17 protein-coding genes are annotated in these 20,659 nt (G+C 63.6%); 6 read left to right on the top strand and 11 right to left on the bottom strand.

Translation table 11 applies throughout. From position 1 onward, the window contains the following. Nucleotides 1-266: 266 nt before the first annotated feature. Nucleotides 267-4,010, top strand: a complete 3,744-nt coding sequence (locus tag CXQ81_RS09870; RefSeq protein WP_101337111.1) for an autotransporter domain-containing protein — start codon at nucleotides 267-269, stop codon at nucleotides 4,008-4,010. A gap of 179 nt (nucleotides 4,011-4,189) precedes the next feature. Here CXQ81_RS09870 and CXQ81_RS09865 read toward each other — a convergent pair whose 3' ends face one another. The 4 genes from CXQ81_RS09865 to cysK all read right to left on the bottom strand — a co-directional run bounded on the left by CXQ81_RS09865 (nucleotide 4,190) and on the right by cysK (nucleotide 8,193). Beyond that, a complete protein-coding gene (locus CXQ81_RS09865) occupies nucleotides 4,190-4,576 on the bottom strand; it encodes a hypothetical protein (RefSeq protein WP_101337110.1) in 387 nt (128 codons plus the stop codon). 232 nt (nucleotides 4,577-4,808) lie between these two features. Next, nucleotides 4,809-5,672, bottom strand: a complete 864-nt coding sequence (locus tag CXQ81_RS09860) for a DMT family transporter (RefSeq protein WP_009042632.1) — start codon at nucleotides 5,670-5,672, stop codon at nucleotides 4,809-4,811. 345 nt (nucleotides 5,673-6,017) lie between these two features. Beyond that, the gene (locus CXQ81_RS09855; RefSeq protein WP_009042631.1) at nucleotides 6,018-6,956 is read right to left on the bottom strand and encodes an aspartyl/asparaginyl beta-hydroxylase domain-containing protein; all 939 of its coding nucleotides are present in this window, start codon (nucleotides 6,954-6,956) and stop codon (nucleotides 6,018-6,020) included. A gap of 262 nt (nucleotides 6,957-7,218) precedes the next feature. Next, nucleotides 7,219-8,193 (bottom strand): cysteine synthase A, encoded by a 975-nt coding sequence (gene cysK / locus CXQ81_RS09850; RefSeq protein ID WP_007926882.1) that lies wholly within the window; start codon nucleotides 8,191-8,193, stop codon nucleotides 7,219-7,221. 133 nt (nucleotides 8,194-8,326) lie between these two features. Here cysK and CXQ81_RS09845 point away from each other — a divergent pair, with 133 nt between their 5' ends. The 3 genes from CXQ81_RS09845 (at nucleotide 8,327) to CXQ81_RS09835 (ending at nucleotide 11,580) form a co-directional block, all read left to right on the top strand. After that, nucleotides 8,327-9,400 carry a DUF748 domain-containing protein gene (locus tag CXQ81_RS09845; RefSeq protein WP_101337109.1) on the top strand — a complete coding sequence of 358 codons (1,074 nt, stop codon included), beginning with the start codon at nucleotides 8,327-8,329 and terminating at the stop codon, nucleotides 9,398-9,400. 143 nt (nucleotides 9,401-9,543) lie between these two features. Next, the gene (locus CXQ81_RS09840; RefSeq protein WP_053260017.1) at nucleotides 9,544-10,389 is read left to right on the top strand and encodes a MoxR family ATPase; all 846 of its coding nucleotides are present in this window, start codon (nucleotides 9,544-9,546) and stop codon (nucleotides 10,387-10,389) included. 12 nt (nucleotides 10,390-10,401) lie between these two features. Continuing rightward, a complete protein-coding gene (locus tag CXQ81_RS09835) occupies nucleotides 10,402-11,580 on the top strand; it encodes a VWA domain-containing protein (RefSeq protein ID WP_007926886.1) in 1,179 nt (392 codons plus the stop codon). Nucleotides 11,581-11,722: 142 nt separating this feature from the next. Here CXQ81_RS09835 and CXQ81_RS09830 read toward each other — a convergent pair whose 3' ends face one another. The 4 genes from CXQ81_RS09830 to CXQ81_RS09815 form a co-directional block, all read right to left on the bottom strand. Beyond that, on the bottom strand, nucleotides 11,723-12,640 hold the full coding sequence (locus CXQ81_RS09830) for a biotin-dependent carboxyltransferase family protein (protein ID WP_101337108.1): 918 nt from the start codon (nucleotides 12,638-12,640) through the stop codon (nucleotides 11,723-11,725). Then, nucleotides 12,637-13,344 carry an allophanate hydrolase subunit 1 gene (locus CXQ81_RS09825; RefSeq protein ID WP_101337107.1) on the bottom strand — a complete coding sequence of 236 codons (708 nt, stop codon included), beginning with the start codon at nucleotides 13,342-13,344 and terminating at the stop codon, nucleotides 12,637-12,639. The genes CXQ81_RS09830 and CXQ81_RS09825 overlap by 4 nt, the downstream gene beginning before the upstream one ends. Then, complete coding sequence (locus CXQ81_RS09820; protein ID WP_007926891.1) at nucleotides 13,341-14,090, bottom strand: 5-oxoprolinase subunit PxpA; 750 nt, start codon at nucleotides 14,088-14,090, stop codon at nucleotides 13,341-13,343. Before CXQ81_RS09820 ends, CXQ81_RS09825 begins: the two co-directional genes overlap by 4 nt. A 68-nt stretch (nucleotides 14,091-14,158) precedes the next feature. After that, a complete protein-coding gene (locus CXQ81_RS09815) occupies nucleotides 14,159-15,445 on the bottom strand; it encodes an MFS transporter (RefSeq protein ID WP_009042625.1) in 1,287 nt (428 codons plus the stop codon). 134 nt (nucleotides 15,446-15,579) lie between these two features. Here CXQ81_RS09815 and CXQ81_RS09810 point away from each other — a divergent pair, with 134 nt between their 5' ends. Then, nucleotides 15,580-16,494: a LysR family transcriptional regulator gene (locus tag CXQ81_RS09810; RefSeq protein WP_007926895.1), complete on the top strand. Its 915-nt coding sequence runs from the start codon at nucleotides 15,580-15,582 to the stop codon at nucleotides 16,492-16,494. A 157-nt stretch (nucleotides 16,495-16,651) separates the two neighbouring features. On the opposite strand, the gene CXQ81_RS09805 is transcribed toward CXQ81_RS09810, so the two are convergent. From CXQ81_RS09805 to CXQ81_RS09795, 3 genes are read right to left on the bottom strand one after another with little or no spacing between them, the layout of a single operon-like run. After that, nucleotides 16,652-17,194, bottom strand: coding sequence for a DUF2937 family protein (locus tag CXQ81_RS09805; RefSeq protein WP_009042623.1), 543 nt, complete (start codon nucleotides 17,192-17,194; stop codon nucleotides 16,652-16,654). Nucleotides 17,195-17,205: 11 nt separating this feature from the next. Beyond that, entirely contained in the window at nucleotides 17,206-17,982 is a 777-nt protein-coding gene (locus CXQ81_RS09800; protein WP_007926899.1) for a class II glutamine amidotransferase, read from the bottom strand. Between the two features lie 25 nt (nucleotides 17,983-18,007). After that, nucleotides 18,008-18,502 (bottom strand): hypothetical protein, encoded by a 495-nt coding sequence (locus tag CXQ81_RS09795; protein ID WP_009047575.1) that lies wholly within the window; start codon nucleotides 18,500-18,502, stop codon nucleotides 18,008-18,010. A gap of 101 nt (nucleotides 18,503-18,603) precedes the next feature. On the opposite strand from CXQ81_RS09795, the gene CXQ81_RS09790 reads away from it, so the two are divergent. Next, nucleotides 18,604-20,658 carry a S9 family peptidase gene (locus CXQ81_RS09790; RefSeq protein WP_101337106.1) on the top strand — a complete coding sequence of 685 codons (2,055 nt, stop codon included), beginning with the start codon at nucleotides 18,604-18,606 and terminating at the stop codon, nucleotides 20,656-20,658. The last annotated feature ends 1 nt before the right edge of the window (nucleotide 20,659 follow it).

The raw sequence follows: 20,659 nt of genomic DNA, 5'->3' as shown, positions 1-20,659 counted from the left end.
ATTAAGTTACCGGCCCGTTCACAACTTGCCCGGACAACTTGATCAGTTATTCAACGCTTATGAACAGATCACTCAGGCCGCACTGTTACAGCACCGGTCCTATTGCACTTCATAGCCAGAAAACTCCTCTCCCGGCCAAAAGGCGCTTCGCGCTTCCGTGCGGCCATCGAACGCTTTCAACCCCCGGCGCGCGCCGCTGATCCATAGCGCACTCAACGCCATTTTCCCCCTCCGACCACACAGGCACCGCCTTGGAAAAGAAAACCATGACACCCCATAATTTCAGCCCCTCCAGCACAGCGCTCGCCGTCGCCCTGGCGTTGAGCTCCTTCGCCCCAGCCGTATTCGCCACGACGAACTGGACCGGAGACGCCCATCACATTGTCTATGACGAAGACGGTAATCCCCATCGCGTCGACGACAGCAACGCCTGGGAAAACAGTGGCAACTGGAGCAACGGCGCTCCCGCCAGCGATGAGGCGGTCAACATCGACCGGCCGCTCGCCGGGCGCAACAACCAGGTCGCGCAACTGGACAGCGCGCGAACGGTCGGCAGCCTGAACGTCGGCACCGCCAACAATGGCCTGGGCCAGTTGAATGTCGGCGCCAACGGCAAGCTGAACATCGGTGACAGCTTCACCCTGGGCACCGTCCAGGGCGCCACGGGCAAGGCCACCTTCAACAACGGCGCGACAGTGAACACCGGCGGCGACCTGATCGTCGGCAAAGGCGGATCGGCCGACCTGACCCTCAAAGACGGCTCCAAGGTCCGCTCCCAGGGCGATACCCTGATCGGCGCAGACCGCGGTGCCTCCGGCACCCTTATCGTCGACAGCGGCTCGACGCTGACCAGCGACAAGCGGCTGGTAGTCGGCGGCGCCGGCAACGGCACCCTGCAGGTCAAGAACGGCGGCCAGGTAGAGAGCCAGGACAGCATCATCGCCGCCGACCTGGGCGCCAATGGCAGCGCCAGCCTCGATGGCACCGGCAGCCTGTGGAAGACCCTCGGCGACATGATCGTCGGCCAGGCCGGCAACGGCTCGCTGTCGCTTACCAACGGGGCCAAGGTGCAGACCGCTGGCAATACCGTCCTCGGTGCGCTCAGAGGCGGTAGCGGTACGGTCAGCGTCGACAACGGCACGCTGTCCACCGACAAGACCCTGATCGTCGGCGGCGCCGGCAACGGCACCCTGCAAATCAAGAACGGCGGCCAGGTCACCAGCCAGGACAGCATCATCGCCGCCGACCTGGGCTCCAATGGCAGCGCCAGCCTCGATGGCGCCAACAGCCTGTGGAAGACCCTCGGCGACATGATCGTCGGCCAGGCCGGCAACGGCTCGCTGTCGCTCACCAACGGGGCCAAGGTGCAGACCGCTGGCAACACCGTCCTCGGCGCACGCAAAGGCTCAAGCGGTACGCTCAGCGTCGACAACGGCACGCTGTCCACCGACAAGACACTGATCGTCGGCGGCGCTGGCAACGGCACCCTGGAGATCAAGAATGGCGGTCAGGTAAACAGCCAGGACGGCATCATCGGTGCCAACCAGGGCGCCAATGGCAGCGCCAGCATCGACGGCGCGGGCAGCCTCTGGGAAACCCTCGGCGACCTGACCGTGGGCCAGGGCGGTAACGCCAGCCTGGTGCTCGCCAACCAGGGCGTGGCCAAAGTCGGCAGCGGCATCCTACGGATCGCCGCCGACGGCACCTCCAATGCCGCTCTTTATGTGGGAGCGACCAGCGACAAAGCCGCCGACGCCAAGGGCGCGGGCAAGCTGGAAGCCAAACGCGTGGTCTTCGGCCAGGGCCAGGGCCTGGTCCAGTTCAACCACAACGACCGTGACTACCAGTTCGATGCCGGATTCGAAGGTCAGGGCCGCATCAATCATATCGCCGGGCAGACCGTGTTCAACGGTGACTCCAGCCGCTTCACCGGCCAGTTGAATGTCAAAGGCGGCGAACTGCTGCTGAACAACGTCATGGCCGGGCAAGTACAGGTCGACAAGAACGCCAGCCTGCACATCGGTGCCTTCAACGGCAGCCAAGGTGAAGTGCTCAGCGATATCGGCAACGATGGCAAGGTGGTGTTCGACCGTAACAACCAGTACCAGTACGACCACGTCATCTACGGCAGCGGCTCGGTCGAGCAGCGCGGCACGGGGACCACCGTGCTCACCGGCGAAAACACCTACAAGGGCGGCACGCTGATCAGCAACGGCACCCTGCAACTGGGTGCCGGCGCGAACGGCGGCAACAGCGGCTCGATCCTTGGCGACGTGCAGATCGACGCGCCCGGCAGCCTGGTGTTCAACCGTGCCAACGGCTACACCTTCGGCGGCGCCCTCTCCGGCACCGGCACGCTCTATAAGCGCGGCGCCGGGCGCACCGAGCTGAGCGGCGACAGTTCCGCCTTCCACGGCCGCAGCCTCGTCGAATCGGGCATCCTCGCCGTCAACGGCAAGCTCGGCGGCTCGACCGACGTGTATGACGGCGCGACCCTGGCCGGCAACGGCCAGGTCGGCAACGTCACCCTGCACAAAGGCGCGACCATCGCCCCCGGCAACTCCATCGGCACCCTGACCCTGGCCGGCGATCTCGACCAGCACAGCGGTTCGACCTTCCACGCCGAACTGCTGAGCACCGGGGCCAACGACCGGCTGCTGGTGAACGGCGCGGCGCGGCTCGAGGACGGCAGCATCATCAAGGCGGACAAACTCGACAGCAAACGCTACGAGCTGGACCGTCGCTACCTGGTGCTGGCGACCGAGAAAGGCCTGAGCGGGCGCTACAAGCTGACGGGCGATACCTGGGTCTCGACCTTCTATGACCTGGTGGACAACTACGACAGCCACAACGCCTACCTGGATGTGCAACAGACGCGCCTGTTCCAGGAAGCCGCCTTCACCCCCAACCAGCGGGCCACGGCCACTGCGGCACAAAGCCTGAAAGGCGCGGCCGTGCCGGCGCTGACGCCACCGGTGCACAACAAGCTGTTCGAGGCCATCGCCTATCTGCCCGATGACCACCAGGCACGGGATGCCTTCGATCAACTGTCCGGCGAGTTCCACAACTCCACCCGTTCGGCGCTGGTCCAGGACAGCCGCCTGGTTCGCGACGCGGCGAACACCCGCCTGCGCTCGGCGAGCGCCGCCCAGGCCCGTGACACCGCGAGCGACACTCACTCCAGCCTGACCCCGTGGATCACCACGCTGGGCAACTGGGGCGAAGTCAAGGGCGACAGCAATACCGCCAACCTGCGCAGTGACACCAAGGGCTTGCTCACCGGGGTCGATACCGCGGTCGGCGACCGCGGCCATGTCGGCGTGCTGACCGGCTACAGCCGCACCGAACTGAAGAGCTCGTCACGCGACTCCTCAAGCGACAACGACAACATCCACCTGGGTGTCTATGGCGGAACACAGGTCAGCGGCTTCGACCTGCGCGGCGGCATGGCGTACACCTGGAGCCGGATCGACGCCAAGCGTTCGGTGAACTTCGCCGGCTACAGCGACCACCTGAAGTCCAAGCATGACGCCAACACCCTGCAAGCCTTCGGCGAACTGGGCCGGCGCTTCGACCTCAGCCCTTCGGTACAGCTGGAACCCTTCGCCAACCTGGCCTATGTGCAGGTCAAGAGCGAAGGCTTCAAGGAAAGTGGCGGCCCTGCGGCCCTGCGCGCCAAGCACGCGTCGGACGAGCAGACCTTCTCCACCCTGGGTCTGCGCGCCAGCGCCGACAAGCAGCTGGACAACGGCAAGTTGCTCACCGTGTTCGGCAGCGCCGGCTGGAAACACGCCCTGAACGGCATCACACCGTCCAACACCTACCGTTTCGACGGCAGCGATGCGTTCCGTATCGAAGGTGCGGCCTACTCGCGCAACAGTGCAGTGGTCGAAGCCGGAGTGGAAACCCGGGTGACTCCCGAGCTGAGCCTGGGCGCCGCCTACAACGGGCAACTGGGCAGCGGTGCCAGCGAACATGGCCTGAGCCTGAACGCCAGCTACCGCTTCTAACCCCGCCCTGATCACGCAGCGGCGGCCCCGCCGCTGCGTGTTGTGGATTGACCGGCAAGATACACTTGCCGGTCTTTTTTTTGCCTTTCGTCAAGGCATGCCTCCAGCAACAACGGCGGCATCCGTGACGGTCATTCAATACCCGGCGCTCTAGCGCCGGGTATTGGCCTATACCTGTGTCATGGCGACGTCAAGGTAATCAGGTACATCCCCGAGTTGACCGGCTTGCCCACCTCATCGACCAGCGCATATTGCTGATCGTAGTAGCGCCCTTCCTTGCCGCTGTCCGTGACCAGCTTGACGTTGACTGGCGATTTGCCGATGGCCGTCACCGAGCTCGATGGGCCGACGCCGTGTACACGAATGTCGTTGCCGCGGGAAAACTGCGGGCACTGGCGAAGACTCAACGCCGCCCCGCCGTGGGCAATCGAGCTTGGCGTGCAAGGCTCCTCGACGATGCTGCCGTGAAAATAGATCGTTCCCTGGATGCTTTGAGGGGCTGCGGAACAGATTCCACTCAAGCCTAGAAACATACCGACACCTGCCAAAACCAGCTTGCTACTCATTCTGACTTTCTCCATTGGGCCTGAAGAGTATGTCGTCAGTGTAGAGGAAATCTTTAATTTTTAAGGTTTGTCCTATTCCCAAATAACCAATAAATAGGGTAAAAGCGAATACAAATTAATGGCAATGAGCCATCATTGCTATCGGCCAGCCCTGGCCAATCTGAAGGGCACACCCAGGCAAAAAAAGGCGCAGCCCTCGCTCAAGTCGAAAGCTGCGCCCGCCCCTCATGAATCAGCTGTTTTTGCGGAACACAAACACCAACCCAACGATGATCAACAGCATGCCAAGCACGCTCAGCAGTGCCAGCCGATTACCGAAGAACAGATAGTCCATCACGGCCGTCACCGCCGGCACCAAGTAGAACAGGCTGGTGACATTCACCAGATTGCCGCGAGCGATCAACCGGTACAGCAGCAGGGTCGCCAGCACCGAGACCACCAGCCCCATCCACAGCGCCGGGACGATAAAGCCGACGCTGTGCTCGAAGTGGAACGGCTGGAACGGCACGAACAGCGCGCACAGCAACAGCCCGGCCAGGTACTGCACCGGCAGGGTGCCCAGCGGGTTGTCGCTGATGCGCTTCTGCATGATCGAGCCCAGGGTCATGCTCACCAGGGCCAGCAGGCCGAAGAGCATCCCGGCCAGCGACATGCCGGCCAGGCCGATGCCCTGATAGACCACCATGATCAACCCGGCCAAACCCAGCGCCAGGCCGAACATCCGGCTCCAGGAGCGCTGACGCTCCATGATCACCACGGTGAGGATGGGTTGTACTCCCATGATGGTGGCCATCACTCCGGGGGTGACCTTCAGGTCCAGGGCCAGCAGGTAGAAGATCTGGTATGCCCCCAGCAACACCAGCCCGGTGGCCACCGCGTACAGCATCGGCTTGCGTCCGCGGGGCAAACGCAGCTTGAGCAGGGGAATCAACAGCACCAGCCCGCACAGGGCGATGGCAAAACGGAACAGCAGGAAGGCAAAGGGCGAGGCATGGGCCAGCCCCCATTTGGAGAAGATCGCCCCACTGCTCCAGAGCAGGACGAACAGGCTCGTGGAAGCCGCCGCAAGCGCGGACTTTTTCGATATGAACAACATGAATACCACCTGTAATCAGGCAAATAGCCAACTCAGCCGAGGCTGAAATTCAGTAGTTTTTTCTGGCGGGCGCGGGCAACAGCAGAGGTTGCCGATCAGCCCCGTACGACGACGCCCGGCGGCGATACGACGGCGCACACCGGCGTGCTACTGACAGGTGGGGGGTAATGACTGATCTGCACAGGCTGCGGGTTCCCGCACGGCACGACGCCAGCGTTGACCGCTGAATCGACTACCGCGTTGATGAGGGAATGAGGCATGTGCTGATCTTTCTGAAGTGGAAGGTGAATCTTCTGATACACCGGGCGCCGACTATAACCAGCGCCCGATATTCATTGCAACGCCTTATCCGAACAACCAGTAACCCAGGGCGGTCAGGACCACCACCGCCAGCACCGGACGCATGACGCGGTAGAGCTTCGGATTGCGGCGCTTCCATTGCTTGACCACGCCACTGATGCGATCGCTGAAGCGCTTGCTCCAGGCATAGGCCTGGTTGATCCCGCCGACGCGCTCGTCGTCGAGGTTCTGCGGCGCGGTGGCACGCCCCAGCCAGGCGCTGATCCAGCGGTTGATGCGGGTCATCAGCGGGTTGCTCAGCGGACGCTCGATGTCGCAGAACAGAATGACCCGGGTCTTGTCGGTCTCGTTTTTGACCCAGTGCACATAGGTTTCATCGAACATCACGTCTTCGCCATCGCGCCAGGCGTAGACCTGGCCGTCGACGAAAATCCGGCAGTCGTCGGAGTTCGGCGTGGACAGGCCCAGGTGATAGCGCAGGGAGCCGGCGAACGGATCGCGGTGCGGGTTCAGATGGCTGCCACCGGGCAGCAGGGCGAACATCGCGCCCTTGACGTTGGGAATGCGGCTGACCAGTTCAACGGTCTTCGGGCACAGCAACTCGGCCGACGGCAGCGGTTTGTCGTACCACTTGAGGTAGAAACGCTTCCAGCCCTTCTTGAAGAACGAACCGAAACCGGCGTCGTTGTTCTTCTCCGCAGCGCGGATGTAACCCTCGTCGAACAAATGCATGGCTTCGTCGCGGATCACTTCCCAGTTGTCCTTGAGCACATCCAGCTCGGGGAACTTGCTGCGATCCAGATAGGGCTTGGAAGGCACACCGGAAAACAGGTACATCAAGGCGTTATAAGGAGCGAACAGCGCCGAATGGTTGACGAACTGACGCAGCACCGGCAGTCGAGCCTTGCCGCGTAAATGCACGTAGAGAGTGCTGCCGATGAATAGCAGCAACACCGCGGACTTGGCGGCAAACGAAAGGCTCATGCAATATCTCCTTGAAATAATTACCGGCGGGGCAGCATTCATCCGGCATGGCAGCCGGCCATGATAAACACTCCTGGCCCCTGGAAAAACCCGCACAAACCGACAATCAGTGTTAACAGTCGTGCAATAAAACGCTGATTAACATACGCCAGCTGAACGCCAGCTGATGCAGGTCAGTACCCATGCAACATGCCCTGCAACGCCTTCGATCGCCGGCAAGCGGGCTCCTGCGGAGCCTGCCGGCGATCACCTTCCCACTGCCTTACTGCTGGTTCTCCTGCTCGGTGAACAGGTCGCTGAACAGCATGCTCGACAGATAACGCTCACCCGAATCCGGCAGCACCACCACTATGGTCTTGCCTTGCATCTCGGGGGTCTCCGCCAGGCGCACCGCCACCGCCATCGCCGCGCCGCAGGAGATGCCACAGAGGATCCCCTCCTCCTGCATCAGGCGCAGGGCCATGGCCTTGGATTCCTCGTCGCTCGCCAGCTCGACCCGGTCGACCATCGACAGGTCGAGATTGCTCGGCACAAAACCGGCACCGATGCCCTGGATCTTGTGCGGGCTGGGCTTGATCTCTTCGCCGGCCAGCTTCTGGGTGATCACCGGCGAGACGCTCGGCTCCACCGCCACCGACAGGATAGGTTTGCCCTGGGTCTTCTTGATGTAGCGGGAAACCCCGGTGATGGTGCCGCCGGTGCCGACGCCCGCCACCAGCACGTCCACCGCGCCATCGGTGTCATTCCAGATTTCCGGACCGGTGGTTTTCTCGTGGATCGCCGGGTTGGCCGGGTTATCGAATTGTTGCGGCATGAAGTATTTGTCAGGATCGCTGGCGAGGATTTGCGCGGCCTTCTCGATCGCCCCTTTCATGCCCTTGGCCGGCTCGGTCAGCACCAGTTCGGCCCCCAGGGCCTTGAGCACCTTGCGCCGCTCGATGCTCATCGACGCCGGCATGGTCAGGACCAGCTTATAACCACGGGCCGCGGCGACGAACGCCAGGCCGATACCGGTGTTACCCGAGGTCGGCTCGATGATGGTCATGCCCGGCTTGAGTTTGCCGCTGCTTTCCGCGTCCCAGATCATGTTCGCGCCGATCCGGCACTTCACCGAATAACCCGGGTTGCGCCCTTCGATCTTGGCCAGGATGGTGACGCCGCGGGGCGCGATGCGGTTGATCTGCACCAGCGGCGTATTGCCGATGGAATGGGCGTTGTCAACGAAAATGCGGCTCATGGCTGGGTCCTTGTACAGCGTGAAAGGAAGTCTTCAAGGGTATGCCTCGCACCCATGAGCGTCCAGTCGGGACGAACGTCTGCGATGCCGGGGAGTCAATCGCTATAAGGCACATGGCTGGAGACTCACGCTCATGAAACGTCGCTACAGTTGGCCCCTGTGGACCCTCGCCGGGGTGCTGGTGCTGCTGGTTGCCCTGCATATCGCCCTGCCCTATCTGGTGCGCGATTACCTCAATGACCGGCTCGCCAACATGGGCGACTACCGCGGCCAGATCGCCGATGTCGACCTGGCCCTGTGGCGCGGTGCCTACCGGATCAACGGCCTGAAAATCGTCAAGGTCGACGGCAAGGTGCCGGTGCCGTTCGTCAATGCACCGCTGGTCGATCTGTCAGTGAGCTGGCGTTCCCTGTGGTACGACCATGCGGTGGTGGCCGAAGTGCAATTCGTCGGGCCGCAGGTCAACTTCGTCGACGGCGCCAACAAACAGAACTCGCAAACCGGTGAAGGCACCGACTGGCGGGCCCAGCTGAACAAACTGCTGCCCATCACCCTCAACGAAGTACAGGTCAGCGACGGCAAGATCAGTTTCCGTAACTTCAACTCCAAACCGCCGGTGAACATGAGCGCCACCCAGGTCAACGCCAGCGCCTACAACCTGACCAACGTGGTCGACACCCAAGGCAAACGCGACGCCCGCCTCGAAGGCAAGGCCCTGCTGCTGGGCCATGCGCCCCTGGAAACCAACGCCACCTTCGACCCACTGAGCGACTTCCAGGACTTCGAGTTCCGCCTGCGCGTGCGGGATATCGAACTCAAGCGCTTGAACGACTTCGCCGCCGCCTATGGCAAATTCGACTTCAACGCCGGCCACGGCGACCTGGTGATCGAAGCCGAAGCCAACAAAGGCCAGCTCACCGGCTATATCAAGCCGCTGCTGCGCGACGTCGATGTGTTCAATTGGCAGCAGGATGTCGAGAACAAGGACAAAGGGATATTCCGTTCGATCTGGGAAGCCCTGGTGGGGGTCAGCGAAACCGTGCTGAAAAACCAGGGGAAAAACCAGTTCGCTACCCGGGTCGAACTCAAAGGCAGCGTACATCAGCGTGATATCAGCGCATTCCAGGCTTTTTTGCAGATTTTACGCAATGGTTTCATCGAGGCCTTCAATGCCCAGTATGAGCGTCCCAAACCATCCGCTGACTGAGTCACCACGTGACGCCCCATTCAGAGACTGAATGGGGCGTCTGCGTTCACAGTCGGCCGGGCGGCGCGCTATAGTCGGCCATTCGTGTTTTATTCTTCCGACCTGCTCGATGCACGTCGGCGTTACCGTTCGAGGAATTGCAGATGAAGTTCGAAGGCACCAGCGCGTACGTCGCCACCGATGACCTGAAGCTGGCAGTCAATGCCGCCATCACCCTGGAGCGGCCGCTGCTGGTCAAGGGCGAACCGGGCACCGGCAAGACCATGCTCGCCGAGCAACTGGCCGAGTCCTTCGGTGCCAGGCTGATCACCTGGCACATCAAGTCCACCACCAAGGCTCACCAGGGCCTGTACGAATACGACGCGGTGAGCCGCCTGCGCGATTCGCAGCTGGGCGTGGACAAGGTGCATGACATCCGCAACTACCTGAAGAAGGGCAAGCTGTGGGAGGCCTTCGAATCCGAGGAGCGGGTGATCCTGCTGATCGACGAGATCGACAAGGCCGACATCGAGTTCCCCAACGACCTGTTGCAGGAACTCGACAAGATGGAGTTCTACGTCTACGAAATCGACGAGACCATCAAGGCCAAACAGCGCCCGATCATCATCATTACCTCCAACAACGAGAAAGAGCTGCCGGACGCTTTCCTGCGCCGCTGCTTCTTCCACTACATCGCCTTCCCCGACCGCACCACCCTGCAGAAAATCGTCGACGTGCACTACCCGGACATCAAGAAGGACCTGGTCAGCGAAGCGCTGGACGTGTTCTTCGATGTGCGCAAGGTGCCGGGCCTGAAGAAGAAGCCTTCTACCTCCGAACTGGTGGACTGGCTCAAGCTGCTGATGGCCGACAACATCGGCGAAGCGGTGCTGCGCGAACGCGATCCGACCAAGGCCATCCCGCCGCTGGCCGGTGCCCTGGTGAAGAACGAGCAGGATGTACAGCTGCTCGAACGCCTGGCGTTCATGAGCCGTCGTGGCACCCGCTGAGAGGGCATTGTCATGCTGCTCAACCTGTTCAATGAAATGCGTGCCGCCAAGGTTCCGGTGTCGGTGCGCGAGCTGCTCGACCTGATCAATGCGCTCAAGCAGCGCGTGACCTTCGCCGACATGGACGAGTTCTATTACCTGTCCCGGGCGATCCTGGTGAAGGACGAACGGCACTTCGACAAGTTCGACCGCGCATTCGGCGCCTACTTCAACGGCCTGGAAAAACTCGACGACCACCTGCAGGCGCTGATCCCCGAGGATTGGTTGCGCAAGGAGTTCGAACGCTCGCTGAGCGATGAGGAACGGGCGCAGATCCAGTCCCTCGGCGGCCTGGACAAGCTGATCGAAGAGTTCAAGAAGCGCCTGGAAGAACAGAAGGAACGCCATGCCGGCGGCAACAAGTGGATCGGCACCGGCGGCACCAGCCCCTTCGGCTCCGGCGGTTTCAACCCGGAAGGCATCCGCGTCGGCGATGCCGGCAAGCGCCAGGGCAAGGCGGTCAAGGTCTGGGACCAGCGCGAGTACAAGAACCTCGACGACTCGGTGGAACTGGGCACGCGCAATATCAAGGTGGCCCTGCGCCGCCTGCGCAAGTTCGCCCGCCAGGGCGCGGCGGACGAGCTGGACATCGACGGCACCATCGATCACACCGCCCGTGACGCTGGCCTGCTGAACATCCAGATGCGCCCGGAACGGCGCAACAGCATCAAGCTGCTGTTGCTGTTCGATATCGGCGGCTCCATGGATGCCCACGTGAAGATCTGCGAAGAGCTGTTCTCGGCCTGCAAGACCGAGTTCAAGCACCTGGAGTACTACTACTTCCACAACTTCATCTATGAGTCGGTGTGGAAGAACAACCTGCGTCGCGGCTCGGAACGCACCTCGACCCAGGACGTGCTGCACAAATACGGCGCCGACTACAAAGTGATTTTCGTCGGCGACGCCGCCATGGCGCCCTACGAAATCACCCAGGCCGGCGGCAGCGTCGAGCACTGGAACGAAGAAGCCGGTTATGTGTGGATGCAGCGCTTCATGGAGAAGTACAAGAAGCTCATCTGGATCAACCCCTACCCGAAAGACACCTGGGGCTACACCGCCTCGACCAACATCGTGCGCGAACTGATCGAAGACCAGATGTACCCGCTGACCTTGCGCGGCCTGGAAGAAGGGATGCGGTTTCTCTCCAAATAGGATCCCATCCAACGCGATCCCTGTAGCCGCTGCCGCAGGCTGCGATCGGCTTGGGCGGCACTCCGACGAAGCAGACGCGCTCTTGAGTCCGCTTGAAGGCCCTTCGGGCCTTATCGCAGCCTTCGGCAGCGGCTACATCGGTTCAGACAAACCGCCGTAAAAACTCGATCTGCTGCCGATACGCCGTCTCCTGCACCACCGGCGTCAGGCGCACTTCGCTGCCCGGCAGGCATTGCGCCAGCCGCGCCAGCGCCAGGGGCGTCAAGGCCCCCAGCCGCGGATACCCGCCAATGGTCTGCCGGTCGTTGAGCAGCACGATCGGCTGGCCGTCCGGCGGCACCTGGATCGCGCCCAGGGGAATGCCCTCGGAGATCATCGGTGCCCCTTGATAACGCAGTGACGGCCCCAGCAGGCGCATGCCCATGCGGTCGGCGCGGCTGTCCAGGGTCCAGGCGCTGTTGAAGGCATCGAACAGGCTCTGCCCGCTGAACTGGCCGATCTGCGCCCCGAGAATCACCTCCAGCGGCGCCTTCGATTGCAGGTCCGGCAGTTGCTTGCCCGACAGCACCTTGAGGTTCACCCCCGCCCCGCAATACTCCAGCCGCGCGCCCGCGGCCAGTGGCCGGCCGAAGCCGTCGAGCCCGCCCAATTCCTCGCGGACCACGCTGGCGCAACTGCCCAGCACCTTGGGCGCATTGAAACCGCCGGGCGCCGCCAGATAGGCCCGCGCCCCCAGGTACGGCTGGGTGAAGCGCAACCGCTGGCCTTTTTGCAGGATAAAGCTGCGCCCCGGGCTGAGCGGACGCTCGTCGATACAGGCCCCCAGGTCGGCGCCCGCCAGTGCCAGCAGGCACAACTCCTCGGCGACCACGCTGAAACCGCCCAGGGTGATCTCGATCACCGGCGCATCCAGGGCGTTGCCCAGCAGCCAGTTGGCCCAGGACATCGACACCCAGTCCAGCGCGCCGCCCTGGGTCACGCCCAGGTGCCGCACGCCAAAGCGACCGGCATCCTGCAACAGGCACAAGGGCGTACTGGCTTCGATCGTCAGGCGGCTCATGCCAGTGCCTCCGGAAGTGGCGTGTCGTCACCGCCCAGGCGGATGAATTCGGCGTGGTCCACCGCGGCGAAACGCACACTGTCGCCCGGTTGCATCAGGCTGTAGCCATCGCGCTCGCGATCGAACAGGCGGCTCGGCGTACGTCCGATCAGGTTCCAGCCCCCCGGCGACACCACCGGATAAGCCGCGGTCTGCCGCTCGGCAATGCCCACGCTACCGGCCGCCACCCGCTTGCGCGGGGTATCCAGGCGCGGCACGGCCAGCACTTCGTCCACCAGCCCCATAAAGGCGAAACCCGGGGCGAACCCCAGGGCGAACACCTGGTATTCACGCTCGCTGTGGCAACGGATCACCTCGTTCACCGACAGGCCGCTGCGCCGCGACAACAGGCTCAGCTCCGGGCCGACGCTGAGGTCGTACCAGACCGGCAGCACATGGCGCTGGCCGCCGGTGCGCGAATCGGGGGTCAGGTCGGTCAGGGCCAGATCGATCAGTTCCCGCGCCTGGGACGGGCTCAGGGCCCGCAGGTCGTAGTGCACCATCAGCGTGGTATAGGACGGCACCAGATCGATCAACTGCCCGCCGAAGGCCGTCCGCAGGCGCTCGCTGGCAGCGAGCATCCACGGCATGTTGGCCTCGGCGATGGCATCGAACAGGCGCACCATCAGGCAATCGATGGCCACCACTTCAAGGCGTATTTTCATGCTGGCAACTGCGCAAGGGCCGCGCGAATACGCTGCACGGCGGCCACCGAACTGGCGTTGTCGCCGTGCACGCACAGGGTATTGGCCTGCAGGTGCAAGGCGCTGCCGTCACTGGCCAGCAGCGCGTCGCCGCGGGCGATGGTCAAGGCCTGGGCAATGATCTTTTCCGGGTCGTGATGCACCGCCCCCGGCAGTTGCCGCGAAACCAGGTGACCGGCGTTGTCGTAGGCACGGTCGGCGAAGGCTTCGAACCACAGGGTCACGCCGAACTCGTCGCCCAGGGCCTGGGCCGCGCCGTTGTCACGGGTGGCCATCAACATCAGCGGCAGTGTCTTGTCGTAGGCGGCAACCGCCTGGATCACCGCGCGCAGCTGCGCCGGGTTGGCCATCATGTCGTTGTACATGGCGCCATGGGGTTTGACGTAGCTCACCCGAGTGCCCTGGGCCCGGCAGATGCCGTCGAGGGCTCCGATCTGGTAGTGCAGCAGGTCCTGCAGTTCCTGGGCGCCGTAGGCCATGGAACGGCGGCCGAAACCGGCCAGGTCCTGGTACGCCGGGTGCGCACCGATGCGCACGCCATTGGCCAGGGCCAGGCTGACGGTCTTGCGCATGATGCTCGGGTCGCCGGCGTGGAAACCGCAGGCGATGTTGGCGCAATCGATGAACGGCATCACCTCGGCATCCAGGCCCATGGTCCAGTTGCCAAAGCTTTCGCCGATGTCGCAATTCAATAACAGGCGGCTCACGGTCAGTGCTCCTGTAGCGTTTGTCATGTTGGCTGCGGGGATCGCGCGGGATGCCCACAGATTATCAGTTAGCGCGCTTCGAGTTGTTTGCCACGGGTTTCCGGCAGGCTCAGGGCCGCCAGGACCACGATGCCGTAGGACACGGCGGCGAAGGTGCCGATGGCCGCGCCCAGCGGGATGTGCTGGCTGAGCAGGCCGATCAGCAGCGGGAACAGGGCCGCCAGCGCCCGGCCGCTGTTGTAGCAGAAGCCCTGGCCCGAACCGCGGATCCGCGTGGGGAACAGCTCCGTCAGGAAGGCGCCCATGCCGCTAAAGATCCCCGAAGCGAAGAAGCCCAGGGGAAAGCCCAGCCACAACATCACCGCGTTGCTCACCGGCATTTGCGTGTAGAGCAGGACGATGGTGAAAGAACCGGCGGCGAACAGGACGAAGTTCTTCTTGCGCCCGAGAATGTCGGTCAGATAGGCGCTGATCACATAGCCCACATAAGAACCGAAGATCACCATCGCCAGGTAGCCGCCGGTGCTCAGCACGCTCAAGCCGCGCTCGGTCTTGAGGAAGGTCGGCAGCCAGAACGTGATGGCGTAATAGCCGCCCTGGGCGCCGGCCGCGAGCAGCGACGCGCGCAGGGTGGTGCTGAGAATGCCGGGGGCGAAAATCTCGTAGAAGCGCGAGGGGTTGTCGGGCACTTCCCGGGCCCGGGTTTGCCGGTAGACCTCAGGGTCCTTGACCAGGCGGCGGACGAAGATCACGAAGATCGCCGGCAGGATGCCCAGCAGGAACAAGGCGCGCCAGGCGTCTTCCGGCGGCAGCAGGGAATACATCAGCGCATAGAGCAGTGCCGTGATGCCCCAGCCCAAGGCCCAGCCGGACTGCACCATGCCCACCGCCTTGCCGCGGTTTTCCGCGCGGATCACTTCGCCGATCAGCACCGCGCCGGCGGTCCACTCGCCACCGAAACCGAAGCCCATCAGGGTCCGGGCGATCAACAGTTGCTCGTAGTTCTGCGCCAGGCCACAGAGGAAGGTGAAGAAGGCGAACCAGAGCACAGTCAGTTGCAGGGTGCGTACCCGGCCGATGCGATCGGACAGGATGCCGGCGATCCAGCCGCCCAGGGCGGAAGCCAGCAAGGTGCTGGTGTGGATCAGGCCGGCCTCGGCGGAGCTGATGCCCCACAGCGCAATCAGGGTCGGGATGACGAAGCTGAGCATCTGGGTGTCCATGCCATCCAGGCCGTAACCGGCCTTGCAGCTCCAGAACGTGCGGCGCTCCTGCTGATTGATGTCGCGGTACCAGTCGAAGGGGCCGGCGCGGCCTTTGGCCTTGCTGGCGGCGAGCGTGTCGGGCGCACTCATGGCAAATCTCCACTTTATTAATATTGTTCTGGGTCCCGACGACGCTTATCGTGAGACGCAGCGATTTTTGGCGCCCGCGCCCTGCTCCGTCCAACTAATAAAAACCGCCTCCAGACATAAGAAAAGTTGATCGCATGAACCTCAAGTTTCTTGAAACCTTTGTCTGGGTGGCGCGCCTGAAAAGCTTTCGCCTGACCGCCGACAAACTCTTCACCACCCAGGCGTCGATCTCCAGCCGCATCGCCGTGCTCGAGGGCGAACTGGGGGTCAAGCTGTTCCTGCGCGACTCGCGCGGCGTGACCCTGACCCCGGAAGGCCTCAAGGTACTCGACTATGCCGAGCAGATGATGGACACCATGCAGGCGCTCAAACAGTCGATCGAGACCCGCTCGAGCAAGGTCGGGCGGATTCGCATCGGCGTCATGGACACGGTGATCCACACCTGGCTCAGCCCCCTGGTGGCGCGGATGATGGACAGCTATCCCCAGGTGGAAATCGAGCTGGTGGCCGACACCTCGCTGAACCTCTGCGACCAGTTGCAGAAAGGCTTTCTCGACCTGGTGCTGCAAACCGACCTGCTGCGCCAGGAATCCATTCGCAGCCTGGAACTGGCCAGCCACCCGATGGGCTGGATAGTCGCCAGCCACTCGATCTACAACCGCGAGTACGCCAACCTGGCCGAGCTGGCCCGGGAACGCATCATCACCTACTCGAAGAACTCCCTGCCGCACCAGGAAGTGCTGAGCCTGATGCAGGCCAACGGGGTGACCGCGCCACGGCTCAACTGCGTGAACTCGGTGTCGGCCATTACCCGCCTGCTGCGCGACGGTTTCGGCATCGGCGCCTTGCCGCCGGTGCTGGTCAGCGAGGAACTGGCGCGCGGCGAACTGACCCTGCTGGCCATCGACCAGCGCCCGCCGAACCTGCAGGTAGTGGTGTCATGGCGGGTGGGGGTCGAACTGGTGGAAGAGGTGGTGGTGCTGTGCCAGCAAGTGCTGGAGCGTTATGCGCAAAAGGTCGGCGAGAACTACATCGTCCTGGCGGGCTGATCCACCGAGAGGGCTTTATGTAGCCGCTGCCGAGCCTGCGAGGCTGCGAACGGCAACGCAGTTGCTGCGTAACCTGCATCCGCGATCTGCCTGGAAAAACGCGTCGGCTGGTTTACGACGGCTGCGCCGTCGATCGCAGCCTGTGGCAGCGGCTACATCACAAGCCCTTCAAGTCACGCTCTTCGATCGGCCGGCTCTGGCGCAGGCGCTTGCCGCCGAGCACCACCCAGTCGATCAGGCGATACAGGCATTCCAGGCCGAACGACAGCAGCAAGGCGCCGCTCATGGCCCAGATCATCGCTTGCGGGGTCAGCAGGATCTGGTAGCTGTAGCCGTTCCAGGTTTCCTGGCGGATATCCGGGTCGGCAGCCAGCACCACTTGCAGCAGGCGGATGTACCACGGGCCCTGCATGGCCTGGAACTGCTTGTCCAGGGCGCGCTGGCGAACCAGCAGATTGCCCAGGCTGTCGGCGTCGCTGCGAAACACCGGATCGTCGCTGGCCCGATAGTGGGCGACCAGCGCCTGCAGATCGCCCTTGAAGAACTGGTTGGCGGTGCCCTGGAACCCTTGCAGGCCGGCCTGGGCCTCGATCAGGTGAGCCTCGACGCGCTTGGCGTAATCGCTGATGAAACCCGGCACCTGTACACCGATCAACAGGCCCGCCGCAAACAGCACCAGCCGCAGATAACTGAGCAACATAGGGGATGTCCTTATTCGGTCTGGCCGTGCAGGACGCATTCACCGCGCCGCCACAGGCTCCATTGGCCCGGCTCGTAGCGAGTCCAGGTTTCGTTTTCGGTCAAAGGTTCGGTGGCGATCACCGTCACCACGTCGTTGGGCGTGGTTTCCGCCTGGAAGTCGACGATCACATCGACATCCTTCAGGCGGGCCGGGCCAAAGGGCGCGCGGCGGGTGATCTGCGCCAGCTTGGTCGAGCAATAGCAGAACAGCCAGTCGCCATCGCTGAGCAGGCAGTTGAACACGCCCTTGCCGCGATATTCGGCGCAGGCGGCCACCAGCGACGGTAGCAGTTCCTCGACTTCCACCGGCTCGGGAAAGGCTTCGCGCACCCGGTTGAGCAGGTCGCAGAAAGCCGCTTCGCTGTCGGTATCGCCCACCGGACGATAGAAGCTGGTGGGAGGCTGGAAGTCCGCCAGCTGGCCGTTGTGGGCGAAACACCAGTTGCGCCCCCACAGCTCGCGCACGAACGGATGGGTGTTGGACAGGCAGACCTTGCCGACGTTGGCCTGGCGAATGTGGCCGATCACCACTTCGCTCTTGATCGGGTAGCGCTGCACCAGGTTGGCCACTTCCGACTCGCTGCTCGCCGCCGGGTCCTGGAACAGGCGCAGGCCGCGGCCCTCGTAGAAAGCGATGCCCCAGCCGTCGCGATGCGGGCCGGTGCGCCCGCCGCGCTGCATCAGCCCGGTAAAGCTGAACACGATATCGGTCGGTACATTGGCGCTCATGCCCAATAACTCACACATGCTCGGACTCTCGCTTCAATGCGTGTTACAGGCGCGGTTCGATCCGCGAACGCTGGGGGTTGCTGGGCACTGGCGGGCGGCCGTAGCGATCGTCGCCGGCACCGCCGAAAGGCTGGTCGTCCGGCTCTTCGGCACGGGCCGCGGCCTTGGCGGCCTCGGCCTGTTCCTTGCGGGCCTTGGAGGCGCGCTCGATCGGCCAGCGGATCAGGACGAACACCAGGTAGATGCCGAAGGCGATCACGCCATACATGAACAGGTCGGAGACCGCGCGCCAGGCGTTGTTGCCGACCTTGAACAGCATGTCCAGGGCGGTGATGGCCACGGCCGGGGCGAACATTTCCTTGGCCGGGTCGACCACGGTCGGGCTGAACAGCAGCACCGCCACCAGCACTCGCAGCGGCTCGCGCAGCCAGCGCCACATCCAGCGGGTCAGGCGCATCCACACCAGCAGGCAGCCCAAGGCGGCGAAGGCGTAGAGCCCCCAAGCGATCAGATAGTCGTTCTCGGTCATGGTGTCCATGGCAAGGCAGGCAAAGAGGCGCTTATGATAACGGCTTTTCGCATGCCAGGCTGCACCGCCGTCTGCCGCGCCCTTAATTGTCACCGCCCCGAGAGCCCTTCATGCCCGTATCCGCCCACGTCACCAGCGCCCCGATCGCCCGCAAGGCCGAAGGCCCGGACCCGTACGCCTGGCTCCAGGAGCGCGACACCGATGCCGTGCTCGATTACCTGAAGGCCGAAAACAGCTACCAGGAAGCCGCCCTCGCCGACCAGGCGGCGCTGCGTGAAACCCTGTTCCAGGAAATCAAGGGCCGGATCCTCGAGACCGACCTGTCCCTGCCCTCCCCCTGGGGCCCGTACCTGTATTACACCCGCACCACCGCCGGCGACGAATACGCCCGGCACTACCGCTGCCCGCGCCCGGCCGACGACAGCCTGAGCGTCGACGAAAGCCAGGAACAGCTGCTGCTGGACCCCAACGAGCTGGCCAAGGGTGGCTTTTTCTCCCTCGGCGCCTTCAGCATCAGCCCCGACCACCAGCGCCTGGCCTACAGCCTCGACACCAGCGGCGAAGAGGTCTACACCCTGTTCGTCAAGGAGCTGTCCAGCGGCAAGGTCAGCGAACTGGCGTTCGCCGATTGCGACGGCAGCATGACCTGGGCCAACGACAGCCTGACCCTGTTCTTCGGTGAGCTGGACGACACCCACCGCCCGCACAAACTGTTCCGTTATCGCCTGGACGGCACCACCGCCGAAGAGGTGTTCCATGAGCCGGACGGGCGCTTTTTCCTGCATTGCTACCGCTCAAGCTCGGAGAAACAGCTGCTGCTGTCCCTGGGCAGCAAGACCACCAGCGAGGTCTGGGTACTCGACGCGGCGCAGCCGCAGCAGGCCTTCACCTGCCTGGCGCCGCGGGTCGAGCACCATGAATACGACGTCGATCACGGTTTGCTCGACGGCCAGTGGACCTGGTTTATCCGCAGCAACCGCGACGGCATCAACTTCGCCCTCTACCAGGCGCCGGACCAGGGCACGGTGCCGGGTGAAGCCGACTGGCAGAACCTGATCCCCCACAGCAATAGCGTGATGCTCGAAGGCCTGAGCCTGAACAGCTCGGCCATGACCCTGAGCCTGCGCGAAGGCGGCCTGCCGATCATCGAGGTGCACCCCGAGGGCCTGCCAGCCTATCGCGTGCAACTGCCGGATGCGGCCTACAGCCTGCATGTGCAAAACAGCCTGGAATTCGTCAGCCAGCGCATCCGCCTGCGCTACGAAGCGCTGAACCGTCCGGCGCAGATCCGCCAGCTGGATCTGGCCGGCGGCGCACAGAAAGTGCTCAAGGAAACCCCGGTGCTCGGCGTGTTCGACCCGGACGCCTATGTCAGCCAGCGCCTGTGGGCGACCGCGGCCGACGGCACCCAGGTGCCGATCAGCCTGGTGATCAAGCGCGAAGCCCTGGGCCGGCCGGCACCGCTGTACCTCTACGGCTACGGCGCCTACGGCGAAAGCCTCGACCCGTGGTTCTCCCATGCGCGCCTGAGCCTGCTGGAGCGCGGCGTGGCCTTCGCCATTGCCCACGTGCGTGGCGGCGGCGAGTTGGGCGAAGCCTGGTACCGCGCCGGCAAGCAGGAACACAAGCAGAACACCTTCAGCGACTTCATCGCCTGCGCCGAACACCTGATCGCCCAGGGCCTGACCACTTCCGAGCAGTTGGCCATCAGCGGCGGCAGCGCCGGCGGACTGTTGATCGGTGCGGTGCTCAACCAGCGCCCGGAACTGTTCAAGGCGGCGATCGCCGAGGTGCCGTTCGTCGATGTGCTCAACACCATGCTCGACCCCGAGCTGCCGCTGACCGTCACCGAGTACGACGAATGGGGCAACCCGGAGGAGCCCGAGGTCTACGCGCGGATCAAGGCCTACGCGCCTTATGAAAATGTCGAGGCCAAGGCCTATCCGGCGACCCTGGTGATCGCCGGCTACAACGACAGCCGCGTGCAGTACTGGGAGGCGGCCAAGTGGGTGGCCCGGTTGCGCGCCACCAAGACCGACGACCACCTGCTGCTGCTCAAGACCGAGCTCGGCGCCGGCCACGGTGGCATGAGCGGGCGTTACCAGGGATTGCGTGACGTAGCGCTCGAATATGCATTTGTTTTCAAGATTCTGGGCATTGCCTGAG

It is taken from the genome of Pseudomonas sp. 09C 129, assembly GCF_002843625.1.
GTDB classification, from domain to species: Bacteria; Pseudomonadota; Gammaproteobacteria; order Pseudomonadales; family Pseudomonadaceae; genus Aquipseudomonas; species Aquipseudomonas chlororaphis.
Note: the sequence above shows the minus strand (reverse complement) of the source record. Positions and strands in the feature narration are given on the sequence as shown.

What these genes read in the sequence shown, in the direction of transcription:
- CXQ81_RS09810 (WP_007926895.1), top strand. Translation starts at nt 15,580, where the DNA reads ATGAACCTCAAGTTTCTTGAAACCTTTGTCTGGGTGGCGCGCCTGAAA.
- CXQ81_RS09870 (WP_101337111.1), top strand. Translation starts at nt 267, where the DNA reads ATGACACCCCATAATTTCAGCCCCTCCAGCACAGCGCTCGCCGTCGCC.
- CXQ81_RS09835 (WP_007926886.1), top strand. Translation starts at nt 10,402, where the DNA reads ATGCTGCTCAACCTGTTCAATGAAATGCGTGCCGCCAAGGTTCCGGTG.
- CXQ81_RS09855 (WP_009042631.1), bottom strand. Translation starts at nt 6,956, where the DNA reads ATGAGCCTTTCGTTTGCCGCCAAGTCCGCGGTGTTGCTGCTATTCATC.
- CXQ81_RS09845 (WP_101337109.1), top strand. Translation starts at nt 8,327, where the DNA reads ATGAAACGTCGCTACAGTTGGCCCCTGTGGACCCTCGCCGGGGTGCTG.
- CXQ81_RS09860 (WP_009042632.1), bottom strand. Translation starts at nt 5,672, where the DNA reads ATGTTGTTCATATCGAAAAAGTCCGCGCTTGCGGCGGCTTCCACGAGC.
- CXQ81_RS09830 (WP_101337108.1), bottom strand. Translation starts at nt 12,640, where the DNA reads ATGAGCCGCCTGACGATCGAAGCCAGTACGCCCTTGTGCCTGTTGCAG.
- CXQ81_RS09825 (WP_101337107.1), bottom strand. Translation starts at nt 13,344, where the DNA reads ATGAAAATACGCCTTGAAGTGGTGGCCATCGATTGCCTGATGGTGCGC.
- CXQ81_RS09865 (WP_101337110.1), bottom strand. Translation starts at nt 4,576, where the DNA reads ATGAGTAGCAAGCTGGTTTTGGCAGGTGTCGGTATGTTTCTAGGCTTG.
- CXQ81_RS09840 (WP_053260017.1), top strand. Translation starts at nt 9,544, where the DNA reads ATGAAGTTCGAAGGCACCAGCGCGTACGTCGCCACCGATGACCTGAAG.
- cysK (WP_007926882.1), bottom strand. Translation starts at nt 8,193, where the DNA reads ATGAGCCGCATTTTCGTTGACAACGCCCATTCCATCGGCAATACGCCG.
- CXQ81_RS09795 (WP_009047575.1), bottom strand. Translation starts at nt 18,502, where the DNA reads ATGGACACCATGACCGAGAACGACTATCTGATCGCTTGGGGGCTCTAC.
- CXQ81_RS09800 (WP_007926899.1), bottom strand. Translation starts at nt 17,982, where the DNA reads ATGTGTGAGTTATTGGGCATGAGCGCCAATGTACCGACCGATATCGTG.
- CXQ81_RS09815 (WP_009042625.1), bottom strand. Translation starts at nt 15,445, where the DNA reads ATGAGTGCGCCCGACACGCTCGCCGCCAGCAAGGCCAAAGGCCGCGCC.
- CXQ81_RS09805 (WP_009042623.1), bottom strand. Translation starts at nt 17,194, where the DNA reads ATGTTGCTCAGTTATCTGCGGCTGGTGCTGTTTGCGGCGGGCCTGTTG.
- CXQ81_RS09790 (WP_101337106.1), top strand. Translation starts at nt 18,604, where the DNA reads ATGCCCGTATCCGCCCACGTCACCAGCGCCCCGATCGCCCGCAAGGCC.